Here is a 15,524-nt window from a genome sequence, read left to right as displayed (position 1 = left end):
CACCATTCTAATCATTGAATAGGTTTGTGCCTGACCAGCTTTTGGAAGGGTCTAGGTTGTCGTTTCTGGTGAAATCAAGTCCATTGTCATCTTGATTTCCGCTTTTGTTGGCTTTATTCATGGAAATACGGACAAGAATCACAACAGCAAGAAGCACTAAAATAAAAACTATGTGAAATGTTCCAAATCCAAACATAAAAACTCCTAGTTCAACTATAGTCCATTTTTCTGACATGGCAATCTAAATAGAAAAACCAATCCGTGAAAATAAACACAATTAAAAATACAAACGACAATATCTGACGTTTGTTTAATTTAATATTTAGCATGGATAAAGGAGGCATCTATGCTGAAGAAGACTGTATCAATCATGTTGCTGGCTCTGATGTGTGCCAGCTGTGCCAAAAGAGAACCACATACAATCATGGCGTATCAGCCAGGAGATGAGAACAGAAGCTGTGACTCTTTGCTCAGTGAAGTTTCTTATTACCACAACAAGATTAACGAAAAAAACGGCGAAGTTAACGATCGCACAGGCAAAAACGTGGCTCTTGGAGTTACTGGAGCATTTCTTATCGTACCGCTGTTTTTCATGGATCTGAGTGGTGCAGAGAAAACTGAGTTGGAGTCATACAAGATGAGGATTGAGCGTCTTCAGCTTGTGGCATTGGAGAAAAAATGTAGCTTTACACCTGTTAAGTTTGAGGAGCAAAAGAAAGAACAACCTGAGAACGCAAAGTCTTCAGAATAACCAGTCAAAGGTGCTGTTTTTTGCAAAGCAGCACCTAATTTCATGTTGTTAAAGTTATTCTTATGGTGCAAAATTCTATTGATATGAAATAGAATTATATAAGAGGTTTTTTAATTAATGGATGCAGTTAAGATTCTGGATAATAGGAATTTTGGTAAAGTTATAGATGAGCTTAAACTTCATTTAGAAGATAATGGGCAAATAAAAATTATTTCTAACAAATTGTCAATCTTTGCTTTTCAAGAGTTAAAGAGATATCTTCAAAAGATGAGTGATACCCATATTTTATTATATGATACTGCTCAGGAGTCATTTTATAGCGAGATGTGTGGAGGAATAGAAGATCGGTATTTAAGAAATAAACTTGCTACCAAAAGGGTGGCTCAAGAATTTTACGAGTGGCTTGAAAACAAATGCAAGATTCGAGAGCAGAATTCGTTAATTAATCAGAATATGTTCTTAGTAGGGAGTAGAGAGGCTTTAAATAGTTGCATAATGGGCAGTTCACCATTTTCCACAGCGGGACTTGGAGTATCTGCTTCATCAGATCATCATATGAACACTTGTTTCAGTGACAACGACAAAGTAGATTCTTTACAGAACTGGTTTGATAGTCTTTGGGATGCGAGTAATAAATCTGGAGAAATTAAGCAAAATATACTTCATTATCTGCGATTATTTTTTTCAGAGAAGTCTGCAAAAGAAATATATTTTTTAACTTTATATAACATATTTAAAGATCTAGTGTCTGATCTTGACGAAGACAAAATTATCAAAACACAGACAGGTATAAAAAGCACTCGTATATGGCAGAAGCTGTATAAGTTCCAAAGAGATGGTGTTCTTGGTGCAATATCAAAAATTGAAAGATTCAACGGTTGCATTATTGCAGATAGTGTCGGTTTGGGTAAAACATTTGAAGCTCTTGCTATCATCAAATATTATGAACTTCGCAATGATAGAGTGCTTGTCCTGTGTCCCAAAAAGCTTCGTGAAAACTGGACGTTATATACTGTTAACGATAAACGTAATATTTTTGCATCTGATAGATTTAATTATGATGTTTTAAATCATACCGACCTGACTCGTTCTCATGGCTATTCAGGTGAAATCAATCTAAACACTCTCAACTGGGGCAATTATGACTTAGTTGTGATTGATGAATCTCATAATTTCAGAAACAGTCCGACAAGAAAAGATTATAGTGTTACACGTTATTCTAAACTTATGAATGAGATAATAAAGGCCGGGGTGAAAACAAAGGTATTGATGTTGTCTGCAACGCCGGTAAATAACAGAATGAATGATTTAAAAAATCAGGTAGCATTTATTGTAGAAGGCAATGACGAAGCTCTAAAAGATAACGGTATAGGAAGTATAGAGCATACTCTTAAGATGGCTCAGACTCGTTTCAATGCATGGCTCAAACTTGAGAGTCAGGATAGAACTACGGCGACACTTCTTGAAAGACTCAATTTTGATTACTTTAAGTTATTGGATTTATTAACTATTGCACGTTCAAGAAAGCACATTGAAAAATATTATGATACTTCAGAAGTTGGAAAGTTTCCTGAAAGGTTAAAGCCTTTAAACATAAAGACTGGTATCGACATACATGAAAAATTCCCTTCACTGGATAAAATAAATCGAGACATCAGGCTGCTGAATCTCAGTGCATATGCACCATTAAAATATGTTTTGCCGCAAAAGGTTGAAGAGTACAGCAGGAAATATGACAAGGAAGTTGCTGGCGGCTCAGTTTTCAGGCAAGTTGACCGAGAGCAGAGTTTGATCCATTTGATGCGAGTTAACCTTTTCAAAAGGATGGAGAGTTCAATTCACTCTTTTTCAATGACGCTCGAAAAGCTTTTAGAAGAAGTTGAAGACCTGCTTAAAAAGATTCAAGAGCATGACGCAAATGATTCCATTGAAGAGCTGGATATAGAAGACATAGAGGTCGATGACTATGAATTTGCCCCTTTCGTTGTCGGCAAAAAGGTTAAGGTGCTGATTAAGGATATGGATCTGATTCGGTGGTCTCAGGAACTTGAAGAAGATAAAGAGATTCTGAAAAATCTCATACAACCAGCTCAGGGTATAAAGTCCCCAGAAGATGAGAAATTGCGACAAATAAAGCAGCTTATCCAAAATAAAGTCAACAATCCTATTAACGCAGGAAACAAAAAAGTTATTATTTTTACCGCTTTTGCTGATACCGCAAAGTATCTTTATGAAAACCTGTCAAAGTGGGCTTTTAAAGAGCTTGGAATATACTCTGCTCTTGTTACAGGCACAGGAGACAACAAAACAGAGATGCCGGGAATCAGAAAAGATTTAGCATCAATACTTACATCATTTTCACCAGTTTCAAAAGAAAGATCAAAAATAGATTCAAATTTGACAGATGAGATTGATCTGTTGATAGCCACAGATTGTATTTCAGAAGGACAGAACCTGCAGGATTGTGATTACCTGATAAACTATGACATACATTGGAACCCTGTAAGAATTATTCAGAGGTTCGGGCGAGTAGACAGGCTTGGTTCAAAAAACGATAGAATTCAGCTTGTAAACTTCTGGCCAAATATGGAGCTTGATGAGTATATCAATCTGGAAGCACGTGTCTCTGGACGTATGGTGCTTCTGGATATTTCTGCAACAGGTGAAGAAAACGTCATTGAGTTTTCTGACTCTGGAAAGATGAACGATCTTGAGTATAGAAGAAAACAGCTCGAAAGACTACAGGATGAGGTCGTTGATATCGAAGACATTGAAGGTGGGATATCAATTACAGATCTCACTCTGAATGATTTCCGCATGGACTTAGGCGATTATTTCAAAGAACATGAAGATTTGCTCTCAAAGATGCCTTACGGGGCTTATTCTGTTGTCGAACTATCTGCTGACAACAACGAACTATTACCAGGTGTAATTTTTTGTTTAAAAAATGAAGGCAGTCATGCGGTTTCTGATTCAACTTATGCATTATCGCCTTATTATCTTGTTTATGTATCAGATGAAGGCAGTGTAGTGCTTCAGTTTACACAGGTTAAAAAAATTCTGGATATTCTTAAGAAAACGGCTAATTCTGGCAAATCAATATCTGAAAATGCAATAGACAGGCTCAACAAAAAGACAAAGAACGGTAATGATATGAGTCATTATCAAAATCTGCTTGGCAAAGCTATTCAGGCATTGACTGGTGCAGCGGAGGAAAAGGGAGTTGAGAGTCTGTTTTCTCCCGGAGGAACTGTAATGAGCAAAAATAGCTTCAAAGGAATAGATGATTTCGAGGTTGTTAGTTTTCTGATCCTTCTTGGTAAGAAGGACTGAAAAGATGGTTGAGGTGTTAAAAACGGTATGGGATAAAATATCATTCCCAGATAGTACAATTTTGGGAAGTAGAGTCGCAAAGAAACTCTTTTTGGAGAGTGACAGTCTCACTGCGGCAGATAAAAAACTTATAAAAGATAATGTTAAGAATATCTATTGGGCATATACGCTTAAGACTTCAACTTGTACCATAATGCCATACAAAGATGATGTTAGAGAATATCTTGAAATTGCGATATTAGAAGTTGAGCTGGTCAAACCAAAAGGTTATAAAAGGATTGCAGAGATAATACACAGGATGATTCCATATCCTTTATTACTTGGGTTCAGCGATAATAATGACAACATAGCTCTGAGTTTTGCTCATAAACGCTTCAGTCAGGCAGAAAAAGGAGCTTATGTTTCGGAGCAGTTTTATACTACTGAATGGATTAAAAAATCAACTCTGATGGACTTTGAAAAAGCATTCATTGATTCATTAAGCTTGGATAAGCAAAAACTGCATAACTTTTATACGCTTTACTGCTCATGGCAGGATTGTTTTATCGGTTATGAATGTGGTAAACTCAACGGAGAATTTAAACTGGGCGACAGAAACAGTCGTTCAGAAATGTTAGATAGGACAAGAGAGATTGAACAAAAAATTGCTGAGCTGAGATCACAGATCAAAGGCGCAGATTTCAACCGGCAGGTGGAGCTCAATACAAAAATCAAGAAGTTTGAACAAGAACTTAAAAAGCTTGCTCAAAATATATAATAAATAAGTCACTTTAGGAGTTCATCATGTCTGTAACAATAAAAGGTTCGTCATTTTATTTTAATACAGGGCTACAGGAAAAATCAGTTAGTATACTTAAATTTTTTGATTGGCTTAAAAATATCGATAATATTGATCGTGACTGGCCTTATTATAAACTCGAAAAAAATCCGCCATTTACCAGAAGATTATATCTAAATGACAATGATAAACATATTGCTGGTCTGATTATTTCCTCGAAGACAAATATATTTCATCATTTTGTCAAAAAAGACGAAAATGGAAAAGTTACTATCGAAGCAAAACCTGTAGATGGAAATCCTCCTGTGGAAATTAATTTTTTCTGTGTTCGAAAAGACAGTATGAAAGGAATCTATTCTCACTATATGAGCTCTTATGCCTTTAATCTATTCTTAAGCGAACTGTGGAGTACTTATCTTGAGTTTGTAAAGCAAAAGAAAGCAGAGGCTGATCAATCTAGCACAACAGAAGACGTCAACAAACGATTTACTATTAGAGGTATAAAGAACTATGGTCCACTTTTCACTCCTGGGGAGTTTGAAGACTTAATAGGGAAGCTACAGACTATATCAGAAGTACGGGCTACGACGTATGAATTAGAAGGGGCAGACAAGGAGAATTCATCACTTTCTAATAATCTAAAATCGGTACATCAGGTTTTTAGATTAGAAGGCCAATCAGATAATGCTATTTTTAACTGGATTAAAAGCTTACGCAACAAAACAGCCCGTGGACTTAAATCGGGTAAAACAGTGTATTCTGGATCAGTAGTTGGCACTACTAATGATGACCAAGAGATTACCATAAATTTCACTGATACAATGGATGATTATCTTGGTTTTGATTATGATGATTTGGGAACATTTGACACTGAAAATCTATTGTCTCATAATTTGGTGAAAGAGATGATAAAACAGATGGATGAAAAAATAGTTTTTAAACCGGCTAACTAAAATGAATAAGACAATACAATCATTTCAAATAATTCCTCATATCAAAATTTTTGTTATTATATTTGTCATTCTCTTTATGGCAACGCCGATGGGGTTATTTGTAAACACAAAAATATCTATTGATACAATTTTCTCAGGTTTCCTTGCGCTTGTAGGTTTTCTTTTTACAGCCAGAACATTTATTACTTTTAAGCTTCATGAGGTCATTTATGGTAACCCCGCATACCAACAGCATGTAAAACAGGCACAAGAAGAAGGAGCATATAAAAAAGAACTTTATGATCCCCTAAAGACGCTTGATTCTGACCTTGCAAAAATTACATTATTTAGCCTTGTGGCTGTAGTTATTTTCTTTCTTTTTTCCTTTTTTCAAACGATGCCAAAAGGTTTTAATAATTTATATCTTTACGAAATGATTGGAGATAAGACGTTTTATCAGCAAGTTGGTTGTTTCAAAGCTATAGAAATTCAATTGATTAGTACATTTGCATTTTCGTATTTTTTTGTGACATTCTATGCAATTTTGAAAGCATTAAAATCAATTAACTCAAACATTCAAGATATTATTGACCACTGGGAGAAACAATCTAAGGCTTAAACTAAAAAATAATAAGGATGTATATTATGGATAAAATGGACGGAAAGACATTAGATATAGTGCAGGAAAATATAAATAAGCTGAAGGAAATTTTTCCGGAAGTTTTTACAGAAGGGAAGCTGGATTGTGACAAGCTGAAAGAAGAACTTGGCGATTTTATAGATGACAGAGAAGAACGTTACAGCTTTAACTGGAATGGTAAGAGACAGGCAAAGCTTATTGCACAAACCCCAAGCACGGGAACTATACGTCCATGTCCAGAAGAATCATTGGACTGGGAAAACACTAAAAACATATTCATAGAAGGAGATAACCTTGAAGTTTTGAAACTCCTTCAGAAAAGCTATTACAGAAAAGTGAAAATGATCTATATTGATCCACCATACAACACTGGAAAGGATTTTGTTTATAAGGATGACTTTAAAGATAATATCAAAAATTATAAGAAAATAACTGGTCAGGTAGATGGTGAGGGGCATAATATTTCAAACAACCCAGAAACGAATGGTCGCTATCATACTAACTGGCTAAATATGATGTACCCGCGCTTAAAACTTGCCAGAAATATGCTTCATGATGACGGAGTGATCCTTGTTTCTATTGGAGATGCAGAGCTTTCAAACTTAACGTCTATAATGAATGAAATTTTTGGTGAAGAAAATCGCGTTGCTATTTTTACTTGGAAGTCGCGTGCTAAACCAACCAATGCCGGTGATGCTAAGTTCCGGCCGCAAAAAGTAGCCGAATACATTTTAGTATATGGTAGACGCGCTGGAGATGAGTTGAAGTTTAATGTTGTTCCTGCAAAAACAAGAACATATCCGCATGAAGATGCCGACGGCAAATATAGAACAACTACAATTCTGACGTCTAATCGCGGGACATTTCGAAGGGAAACTATGCGATTTGCATCAGGTGGGTATCAGCCTGACGAGGACTTCCGATGGAAAGCTGGCAAACAAACAATAGATAACTTATTCCAAAATAATCGAATCTTGCTTAATGATGATGGTGTTCCCCAAGAAAAGAAATATGAGCACGAAGAGCAAGATCCGTTGTATCCGATTTATTGCTTTATGGAGCCTGAACTCACTGGGACGGCAGAAACAGGTAAATCAGACCTAAACGAAATTGTTGGTAATAAGCATGGCTTAGATACAGTAAAACCTGTTCTATTACTCAAATATCTGACCGCCACATTTTCAGATGAAGATGATCTCATAGTCGATTTCTTTGCAGGGTCATGTACTACAGCGCAGGCTGTTTTTGAATTAAATGCTGAACAGTCCTCAAATAGAAAGGTTCTATTAGTTCAAATTCCTGAACTTATTAACCAGGATTCCGAAGCGTTCGCTGCAGGGTTTAAATCAATTGTTGATATCGGGAAAAGGCGTCTTAATGGCGTGAGCTACAAGCTAAGAACATCTATTGAAAATTATGCTGGTGACCTTGGCTTCAAGGTATTTAAACTCGATTCAACCAATATAAAGCCGTGGGAAGTAGATTTTGATCTGACTCAGCGAGAGCTGGAAGACTATATCTCTAACATCAAAGATGACCGTAATGAGCACGACATCCTTTATGAAGTGTTACTTAAATTTGGACTTGACCTTACTCTTCCAATCACTGAGCACATGATAGATGGACAGAAAGTCTATGATATCGGTATGGGGGCACTCATGGTGTGCCTGTCTGATAATATTACTATCAATGTAGCAGAAGGCATCGTTTCACTAAAAGAACAACTCAAACCAGAGATCATGCGAGTAGTTTTAAAAGACTCAGGATTTGGCGACAAAGAGTTGGATGCCAATGTTGTAAAAGCAAATATTATCCATATCTTAAAAGATGCCGGTATTGAAGATGTGAGGAGCCTGTAACATGAAAATACAGTTTGATCCGCATCTTGATTATCAGAGGCAGGCGATAGATTCTATTGTCGATATTTTTGAAGGACAGGAGATGTGTCAGACCAACTTCACTGTTGCTCCGCTGACATATACCGCTGCAAATGTCGCCCCTGTTACTGAAAGTAATCTTGGTATCGGTAACCGCCTTAAATTGTTGGATGATGATATCCTGAGAAATGTCCGCAAAATTCAGCTGAAAAATGGACTCGCACCTTCAGAAAAGCTGGACTCATTCAACTTTACAGTTGAGATGGAAACAGGGACTGGGAAAACATATGTATATCTTCGCACAATTTTTGAGCTGAACAGCAAATATGGCTTCACAAAGTTCATTATCGTTGTTCCTTCGATAGCTGTGAAAGAAGGAGTCTATAAATCGCTTCAGATGACAGAAACTCATTTCAAAGAGCTTTATGAGAATGTTCCCTTTAATTACTTTATATATGACTCAAACCGTCTGCCTGAAGTCAGAGACTTTGCAACAAGTCCTGATATCCAAATCATGGTTATCAATATTGATGCTTTCAGAAAGAGTTTTGCAGACCCTGAGAAAGAAAATAAAGCAAATATTATCCATAGGGCACATGACCGAATGGATGGTGCAAAACCTATTGAATTTATAAAGGACACAAATCCTATTGTAATTGTTGATGAGCCACAAAGTGTAGACAGAACAGATAAGAGCAAAGAGGCTATTGCTTCTTTGAATCCTTTATGTACGCTCAGGTATTCAGCCACTCATGTTGACAAACACCATATGCTTTATAAGCTGGACTCTGTAGATGCCTATGAACAAAAGTTGGTCAAACAAATTGAAGTCGCCGGAATAGATGTTATTGACGGACACAACAAGGCGTATATCAAATTGGTGAGCGTTGATAATAAGAAGAGTCCAATTACAGCGAAAGTTGAAATAGATGCACGTAAAAAGGATGGAAGTATAGAGCGAAAGGTTGTTACCGTTCAGGAAAATTCAGACCTGCTGGAAAACAAATACAGCAATGGGCGTGATATTTATGAAGGCTACATCATTGAAACTATATACTGTAAAAAAGGTGAGGAATATATCAGCTTTACTAGCAAGCCGGATATTATCAGAATAGGACAGGCAGTTGGTGAGGTTGATCCCGATGAATATAAAAGACTTCAGATAAGAAAAACCATTGAAGAGCATTTGGACAAAGAATTAAGGCTGAAAGAGAAGCAAATAAAGGTTTTAAGTTTGTTCTTTATTGATAAAGTATCAAACTACCGTTCTTATGATGCTGACGGAAATCCGCAGAAAGGCAAGTTTGCGGTAATGTTTGAGGAAGAATTTGTCAGAGCTGTCAGAAAACCCCAATATCAAACTCTGCTAGATGGAAAAACTCCTGAAGTTGTTGCCGCAGAAGTTCATAACGGTTATTTCGCCATAGATAAGAAGAAAGATACAAAAGGCGAAGATATGTTTAAGGAATCTAAATATACAAATGATGATAAGCCTGCAACATCTGCTTTTGATGAGAGTGCGTACAATCTTATTATGAAGGATAAAGAAAAACTCTTGAGTTTCAGCTCAAAGCTGAAATTCATCTTTTCTCACTCTGCTCTTAAAGAAGGTTGGGACAATCCAAACGTATTCCAGATTTGCACTCTGAACGAAACCAACTCAGAAATCAAAAAAAGACAGGAAATAGGCAGGGGACTTCGTATCGCAGTTAACCAGGATGGTGAGAGAGTTCATGGCTTTGAGGTGAATACCCTCACTGTTATGGCAAATGAGTCTTATGAGAAGTTTGCAGAAGGGCTTCAAAACGAAATTGAGAGAGAAGAAGGTATTAAGTTTGGTGTTGTAGAGGATCATCTTTTTGCAGGCATAGCAGTGTCTATTGAAGATGAAGAAATAGAATACCTTGGCTCAGAGGCATCCAAAATGCTTTTTAAAGAGCTGAAGGAAAATGCCTATGTTGATGTTAAAGGGAAGGTTCAGGATAGCCTGAAAGCTGCACTTAAGAATGGTGATATGAAACTTTCTGCAAAATACGAACCGCAAAGAGCCCAGATCGAGAACATTCTCAAGAAAGTTGCAGGAAAACTGAATATCAACAATAGAGATGACAAAAAACACATAGTTCTTAATAAAGCAGTATTTATGAGCGAAGAGTTTAAGATTCTCTGGGATAAAATCAAGTTTAAGACGACATACAGAGTTAATTTTGACGTTGATAGGCTTGTCGAAGACTGTGTCCAAGAGATTAAAAATAACCTTAATGTTGGTAAAGCAAGATTTATCTATAGAAAAGCAGTTGCAGAAATTGACAGAGGCGGCGTTCATGTCGGAACACCACATGAAAGTGCCAGCAGTTATGAATCGACAGCGTTTGAACTACCTGATTTAATAACATATCTGCAAAATACTACTAACCTTACGAGAAAGACTATTGTTCAGATTATTGCTGAAAGTGATCGACTGGACGCATTCAAAAGAAATCCTCAAAAATACATTGAGCAGGTTGCAAACATTATTAATACTAAAATGCAGCTGATGCAGGTGAATGGAGTTAAATACCAGAAAATTGGAGATACTGAATTTTATGCTCAAGAGCTTTTTGAAAAAGATGATATGCAACTCTTTGGATATCTGCACAAGAATATGTTGAGTGTTGCAAAGTCAATTCATGAGTACGTTGTATATGATTCAGATGTTGAACTTAAGTTTGCTGAGCAATTTGAAAAAAGTGCTGATATTAAGCTTTATACAAAATTGCCTAGCTGGTTTAAAATTCCAACACCACTTGGCGGATATAACCCAGACTGGGCTGTTCTTGTTGAAGCAGATGGAAAAGAAAAACTATACTTTGTTGTTGAAACAAAAGACACCCACATGTCTGAAGAAAGAAGAGCAAAAGAAAACGCAAAGATAAACTGCGGGAAAGAACATTTCAAGGCTCTCGAAACCGATGTCGCTTTCACAGTTGCCACTTCTTATGAAGATTTCACAGGTAAATATGTATGAGTGCATTGCCTGTAATGTCAAATGGTCAAATCGAAACACTGGCAAAGTTTTTGGGAGAGTGCGGAAGTGGTAGCGAAATCACAAGACTTTTAGATGATCGTGGCATAAAAGATCAATCTGGGGAATCTACAAAATGGAAAAGGCTATATTGGGTATTTTCTGATTCTCAGAGACAGTATAAATGCTCCAATAAAATATTAGATTTTCTACAGGCATTTTTCAATCCTGCTAGATATATAGGACGCAGTGGTGAATTTGAAGAGAAAAGGGAGGCTTTGAACAGAATACTTATATTTGCAGGTTTTGAATTGGGTAAAGATGGTAAAATTAAAACCTGCGATAAAGCCTCTACTTTGGAAGAAGCAGAACGGAGAGTCCAGACAATTCGTGCAAAATTCAAAGACAGGAGCATGCATCCTGAGCTGATTAAATATTGTAATCAGGAGCTTATGCAGGAAAATTATTTTCATGCAGTTTTTGAAGCTGCAAAAGGATTAGCTCAAAGATTAAGAGTGATGTCTGGTCTTGAGCTTGATGGAGCGGCTTTGGTTGAGGCTGTATTTGCAATAGACAAGCCAATTCTTGCTTTAAATACTTTACAGACCGAAACTGAAAAATCTGAGCATAAAGGATTTGCTATGTTGTTGAAAGGGTGTTTCGCAGCGATCAGAAATCCTCTGGCTCATGAGCCAAAGATTCTGTGGTCTGGAGATGATGATGCGGCAGACTATTTAACGCTGATTTCTTTGCTACATAGGAAATTAGACAATTGCGTTAAAACTAACAATTGAAAAGTTAATACTGTTGCATTTGAAGCAATTTTATTGAATAATTATTTATATTTCTTCATCATTTCATGATGACCCGCAACACCAGCGGTCAAACCGGGACACCACCGGTCATAGTTTTTGTTGCATAGTTGATATGCAGCACATGTCACAAAATCCCCACGGGGCATACTACCCCGTTAGAGGGAGCATAGTGTGCCTACGTTCGGAAATAAATATTTCAAACGAAGGAGAACGCTATGCAAGACAAGTCAAACGATCAAACTGTTTCCAATGCAATCTATGTTAATCTTGAAAATGCTGTTGTCGATACCCTGACTTTTAAGGGTGTTGTTATCAACGGCTACACCTTTGTCACATCGGAAAAGACTGTCAGAGTCGGATTTGAGAAGTTTTCAAAAGGGATGAAGGTAGACCTTTATGCTTATCTGAGCCCTAATAAAAACTCGCTCTATCTGAACCGAGTAAATCTCGCCGGTGTTAGTGCCGAAAATCCACTGAAAGAGCTTTTTGCCGCCGACATTACTGCCATTTCCGAAAACAGTCTCAGCCTTAACGGAGAGGAATATCTTTTCTCAAAACATACCGTTATGGATATTGAACCTGAAATAGGAATGACAGTTGATGCCGTTGTCTATGTGACAACGAAAGGCAGAAAGTACATTAATAGCTTTAAACAGACAGTAACTGATAATGTTGTGCCTGCTGCTGTTGATGTAAAGACTTATGAGCATAATCTGAAAATCACAGGCTATATCGCTGCGGTAAATGCTGATAAGGCAATCCGTATCGGTTCCGAGTGGTTTAACAGAACTGATAAGTCCGTTGTGGACGATAATGTCAGATTGAAAAAAGGGGAATATGTTTCGGTGTACTATTATGCCTCTCCGAAGGGTGGCAATTACATCAACAACATGTACCCTGCTTCAAAGAAATCCGACATGAAATCGGCTTAAAGGTGTCGTATGGAAAATTATGTTATTGAAAAAAGAGCTGATGGCAGCGTTTCAATTACCGGCAAGCTGTTTTCTGATCTGGAATACATGGACTGCGATGATGGTTTTTCAACTGTTATCAGCAAAGAAAGTATTCTGAAGATATGCGAAACAGCTGAGTTTGTAACATCAAAAGGTCTCTTTGAAGCCTCTTTCTTCCATCCTGTTGAGTCAGGAAAAGTTGATGAGGACACTGGAGAGATTGATTTTGATTACGGCTACAACTGCGGTGATGCTTATGCAGAAACAAGCTGCGGATACGTGCTTGTTGGCAGGACGACTTTCCAGTTGATGCTGTCATTGAAGTATCATGCAGAGGATCTGAGAAGCGAGACCATCAGTATTTCAGAAATTATGTAAAACCCAACGCCGGGGACACTACCCCGGATAGGGTAAAAGTGTTTCCGGTAATCTATGCGGAGGCACATCATGTTTAATAATCTTTATGCCTATTATGACGGCAGACTCAAATCAGCAGAAAAGGAACAGATAGAAAAACTAGCCGGAAGGCAGCTGTTCTTTTATGAAACCAGACACGATGATGATGGCGACTGGGTCACACCTGTTACCATTGAGAAAAGTGTGTTCGTGAATTTCTGCAACACGGTAATCTTTATAAAACCGCTTCAGTTTGGTGATGCAGACTTCATTGAAATAGATGAAGAGGATTGGGACTTTGATTTTCCTCAGATTGTTGCAAGAGGGAATGAATTTGTCCTGTCTGAAAAGGATGGTGCTTATTATGAGTGAGTACACCGTCATAATCACTGAAAAATCTGTTCTGAAAGTTACCGTAGATGCTGAATCTGCTGCCGAGGCAGAGCAAAAAGTAAAAATATTGTATTCAAAAGGCTCAATCCTCATGGACGAAGGCGAATACTCTGCTGAGTTTTTCTGCCTGAGGTTAACGAGAGATGATGTCAGAGTAATTGCAGAAAGACTCAAACTGCCTGTTGATGAGCAGTCTCTAGATGAATATTTCACGGCTGTTCAGGAAAGGTATTTCTATGAGTCTGAAGCAGATCCGACGGCATCATGGGATCTGATTGTTGAATACATAATAACTACACTCTGAAAACAAGTTTTAACCCTATGAGGGGGCATATCCCCTTATGGGGAATGCTCTCTCTTAAAATATCAAATCTAAGGAGAGTATTATGAACATCGTAATCCTGAAAGGAAACATCACAAAAGAACCTGAAATACGTACACTGCCAAACGGAACTCTTGTCGCCGAAGCCTCTGTCGCTGTTACCAAGAAATACAGAGATAAAAACGGAGAGCTTAAAGAGGAGACAAGTTTCTTCGACATCAGAACATTCGGTTATAGAGCCGAGTTTGTCAAAAACTTTGTATCAAAGGGTTCTCCTGTCCTGATAGAGGGCAAGCTCAAACAGGATAAATGGGAATCAGAAGGCAAAAACCGTTACAGGGTGCTTGTTGTAGCAAACTCAATCCAGCTGCTTGCATGGAAGAAGCAGTCGGATGATATGCCGCCGCACACTCCGGAAGAAGACTCCGATGATATTCCATTCTGATATTTTATGAGAATGGAGCACAATATGGAATCAATCAAAAATGTTCTGAAAGAGTACGGCTCAGACTTATCTGAGACAGGAGAAATCCTTAACTTAAGGGGCGAACCCACAAATGTTAAGGTTGAGATGAAGAGAGGCAGGATAAGGATAACCGACACAAAAGGACGCTTGTTGGCAAGCGGCTCCGGCTTATCCTTGATAAACAAGTTTGTTGAGAATTACTGGTACTGGGAAAAGCTGAAATAAGCGATTTCTGATGCCCGTAATCAATAGTTAAAAATCCTGACAGGGGATGCATATCCCCTATCAGGGTATGCTCCTCTGCCAGCGGAGGATGCAAAATGACATATGAAGAGATAGCTGAAGAACGTATGCGAGAGATAACACGCCTTCGCTCTGTGGTGCGTGAATTGGATTCAAAAGTTGATGAGCTGAATGAACGGATAAAAATCTTTATGAACTTTGATACGGCTGTTATGGCGTTGATATCACTGTTCAGCGAGAAAGACCCTTTCAAGGCTCAGACAGAGCCTCTTGATACAGATGCTTGTGAAGAATTGATAAGAGCGTTTGCTACGATAGTTTTTGAGTCTCAAGGGGAACCGGATGAACTGCCAAACGTTAAACAGTTCAGTTATGCATGGGAAGATATTGAGATAGACGTTCATTGGTCCTTGGCTGATATAAAAATGAGGATTGATGAGGGCTATGCAGATATTGAACCCACCTTTGAAAACTGTAAAAAAGTGGCAAAGCTTATCGAGGAAGCACATGACGCAACGATAGGGATTAACTGGGATGTTATCGATAACGCAATAGAAGTAGTTTTTGAAAAATAACCCTTGAGGGGATGCAATTCCCCTCTGGGATTTGTGTCCCCCCTTT

General features: G+C 37.8%; 16 protein-coding genes. 15 read left to right on the top strand and 1 reads right to left on the bottom strand.

Annotated features, from left to right (window positions below; genetic code table 11):
- Positions 1-7: 7 nt before the first annotated feature.
- Positions 8-196 (bottom strand): hypothetical protein, encoded by a 189-nt coding sequence (locus C8D98_RS13000; RefSeq protein ID WP_132874600.1) that lies wholly within the window; start codon positions 194-196, stop codon positions 8-10.
- 150 nt (positions 197-346) lie between these two features.
- On the opposite strand from C8D98_RS13000, the gene C8D98_RS12995 reads away from it, so the two are divergent.
- The 15 genes from C8D98_RS12995 (at position 347) to C8D98_RS12925 (ending at position 15,478) form a co-directional block, all read left to right on the top strand.
- Entirely contained in the window at positions 347-751 is a 405-nt protein-coding gene (locus C8D98_RS12995) for a hypothetical protein (RefSeq protein WP_132874599.1), read from the top strand.
- A gap of 117 nt (positions 752-868) precedes the next feature.
- Complete coding sequence (locus C8D98_RS12990; protein WP_132874598.1) at positions 869-4,084, top strand: helicase-related protein; 3,216 nt, start codon at positions 869-871, stop codon at positions 4,082-4,084.
- A gap of 4 nt (positions 4,085-4,088) precedes the next feature.
- Positions 4,089-4,841: a DUF4391 domain-containing protein gene (locus C8D98_RS12985; RefSeq protein ID WP_132874597.1), complete on the top strand. Its 753-nt coding sequence runs from the start codon at positions 4,089-4,091 to the stop codon at positions 4,839-4,841.
- Positions 4,842-4,867: 26 nt separating this feature from the next.
- Positions 4,868-5,815 (top strand): hypothetical protein, encoded by a 948-nt coding sequence (locus tag C8D98_RS12980; protein WP_132874596.1) that lies wholly within the window; start codon positions 4,868-4,870, stop codon positions 5,813-5,815.
- 1 nt (position 5,816) lies between these two features.
- Positions 5,817-6,413: a hypothetical protein gene (locus C8D98_RS12975; RefSeq protein WP_132874595.1), complete on the top strand. Its 597-nt coding sequence runs from the start codon at positions 5,817-5,819 to the stop codon at positions 6,411-6,413.
- A gap of 26 nt (positions 6,414-6,439) precedes the next feature.
- A complete protein-coding gene (locus C8D98_RS12970) occupies positions 6,440-8,293 on the top strand; it encodes a site-specific DNA-methyltransferase (protein WP_132874594.1) in 1,854 nt (617 codons plus the stop codon).
- Position 8,294: 1 nt separating this feature from the next.
- Positions 8,295-11,318: a type III restriction-modification system endonuclease gene (locus tag C8D98_RS12965; RefSeq protein ID WP_132874593.1), complete on the top strand. Its 3,024-nt coding sequence runs from the start codon at positions 8,295-8,297 to the stop codon at positions 11,316-11,318.
- The gene (locus tag C8D98_RS12960; RefSeq protein WP_132874592.1) at positions 11,315-12,109 is read left to right on the top strand and encodes a TIGR02391 family protein; all 795 of its coding nucleotides are present in this window, start codon (positions 11,315-11,317) and stop codon (positions 12,107-12,109) included. The genes C8D98_RS12965 and C8D98_RS12960 overlap by 4 nt, the downstream gene beginning before the upstream one ends.
- Before the next feature lie 236 nt (positions 12,110-12,345).
- Complete coding sequence (locus C8D98_RS12955; RefSeq protein WP_132874591.1) at positions 12,346-13,062, top strand: hypothetical protein; 717 nt, start codon at positions 12,346-12,348, stop codon at positions 13,060-13,062.
- A gap of 9 nt (positions 13,063-13,071) precedes the next feature.
- Positions 13,072-13,461 carry a hypothetical protein gene (locus C8D98_RS12950; RefSeq protein ID WP_132874590.1) on the top strand — a complete coding sequence of 130 codons (390 nt, stop codon included), beginning with the start codon at positions 13,072-13,074 and terminating at the stop codon, positions 13,459-13,461.
- Between the two features lie 69 nt (positions 13,462-13,530).
- A complete protein-coding gene (locus C8D98_RS12945) occupies positions 13,531-13,851 on the top strand; it encodes an LPD28 domain-containing protein (RefSeq protein WP_132874589.1) in 321 nt (106 codons plus the stop codon).
- Positions 13,844-14,176 carry a DpnD/PcfM family protein gene (locus C8D98_RS12940; protein ID WP_165871338.1) on the top strand — a complete coding sequence of 111 codons (333 nt, stop codon included), beginning with the start codon at positions 13,844-13,846 and terminating at the stop codon, positions 14,174-14,176. Before C8D98_RS12945 ends, C8D98_RS12940 begins: the two co-directional genes overlap by 8 nt.
- Positions 14,177-14,258: 82 nt before the next feature.
- On the top strand, positions 14,259-14,639 hold the full coding sequence (locus C8D98_RS12935; RefSeq protein ID WP_132874587.1) for a single-stranded DNA-binding protein: 381 nt from the start codon (positions 14,259-14,261) through the stop codon (positions 14,637-14,639).
- Between the two features lie 24 nt (positions 14,640-14,663).
- The gene (locus C8D98_RS12930) at positions 14,664-14,885 is read left to right on the top strand and encodes a hypothetical protein (RefSeq protein ID WP_132874586.1); all 222 of its coding nucleotides are present in this window, start codon (positions 14,664-14,666) and stop codon (positions 14,883-14,885) included.
- A gap of 95 nt (positions 14,886-14,980) precedes the next feature.
- Complete coding sequence (locus C8D98_RS12925) at positions 14,981-15,478, top strand: hypothetical protein (RefSeq protein WP_132874585.1); 498 nt, start codon at positions 14,981-14,983, stop codon at positions 15,476-15,478.
- The last annotated feature ends 46 nt before the right edge of the window (positions 15,479-15,524 follow it).

The sequence above is a fragment of the Seleniivibrio woodruffii genome (assembly GCF_004339245.1).
Lineage (GTDB): Bacteria > Chrysiogenota > Deferribacteres > Deferribacterales > Geovibrionaceae > Seleniivibrio > Seleniivibrio woodruffii.
Note: the sequence above shows the minus strand (reverse complement) of the source record. Positions and strands in the feature narration are given on the sequence as shown.

What these genes read in the sequence shown, in the direction of transcription:
- C8D98_RS12940 (WP_165871338.1), top strand. Translation starts at nt 13,844, where the DNA reads ATGAGTGAGTACACCGTCATAATCACTGAAAAATCTGTTCTGAAAGTT.
- C8D98_RS12965 (WP_132874593.1), top strand. Translation starts at nt 8,295, where the DNA reads ATGAAAATACAGTTTGATCCGCATCTTGATTATCAGAGGCAGGCGATA.
- C8D98_RS12995 (WP_132874599.1), top strand. Translation starts at nt 347, where the DNA reads ATGCTGAAGAAGACTGTATCAATCATGTTGCTGGCTCTGATGTGTGCC.
- C8D98_RS12960 (WP_132874592.1), top strand. Translation starts at nt 11,315, where the DNA reads ATGAGTGCATTGCCTGTAATGTCAAATGGTCAAATCGAAACACTGGCA.
- C8D98_RS12975 (WP_132874595.1), top strand. Translation starts at nt 5,817, where the DNA reads ATGAATAAGACAATACAATCATTTCAAATAATTCCTCATATCAAAATT.
- C8D98_RS13000 (WP_132874600.1), bottom strand. Translation starts at nt 196, where the DNA reads ATGTTTGGATTTGGAACATTTCACATAGTTTTTATTTTAGTGCTTCTT.
- C8D98_RS12980 (WP_132874596.1), top strand. Translation starts at nt 4,868, where the DNA reads ATGTCTGTAACAATAAAAGGTTCGTCATTTTATTTTAATACAGGGCTA.
- C8D98_RS12955 (WP_132874591.1), top strand. Translation starts at nt 12,346, where the DNA reads ATGCAAGACAAGTCAAACGATCAAACTGTTTCCAATGCAATCTATGTT.
- C8D98_RS12950 (WP_132874590.1), top strand. Translation starts at nt 13,072, where the DNA reads ATGGAAAATTATGTTATTGAAAAAAGAGCTGATGGCAGCGTTTCAATT.
- C8D98_RS12930 (WP_132874586.1), top strand. Translation starts at nt 14,664, where the DNA reads ATGGAATCAATCAAAAATGTTCTGAAAGAGTACGGCTCAGACTTATCT.
- C8D98_RS12935 (WP_132874587.1), top strand. Translation starts at nt 14,259, where the DNA reads ATGAACATCGTAATCCTGAAAGGAAACATCACAAAAGAACCTGAAATA.
- C8D98_RS12990 (WP_132874598.1), top strand. Translation starts at nt 869, where the DNA reads ATGGATGCAGTTAAGATTCTGGATAATAGGAATTTTGGTAAAGTTATA.
- C8D98_RS12985 (WP_132874597.1), top strand. Translation starts at nt 4,089, where the DNA reads ATGGTTGAGGTGTTAAAAACGGTATGGGATAAAATATCATTCCCAGAT.
- C8D98_RS12945 (WP_132874589.1), top strand. Translation starts at nt 13,531, where the DNA reads ATGTTTAATAATCTTTATGCCTATTATGACGGCAGACTCAAATCAGCA.
- C8D98_RS12925 (WP_132874585.1), top strand. Translation starts at nt 14,981, where the DNA reads ATGACATATGAAGAGATAGCTGAAGAACGTATGCGAGAGATAACACGC.
- C8D98_RS12970 (WP_132874594.1), top strand. Translation starts at nt 6,440, where the DNA reads ATGGATAAAATGGACGGAAAGACATTAGATATAGTGCAGGAAAATATA.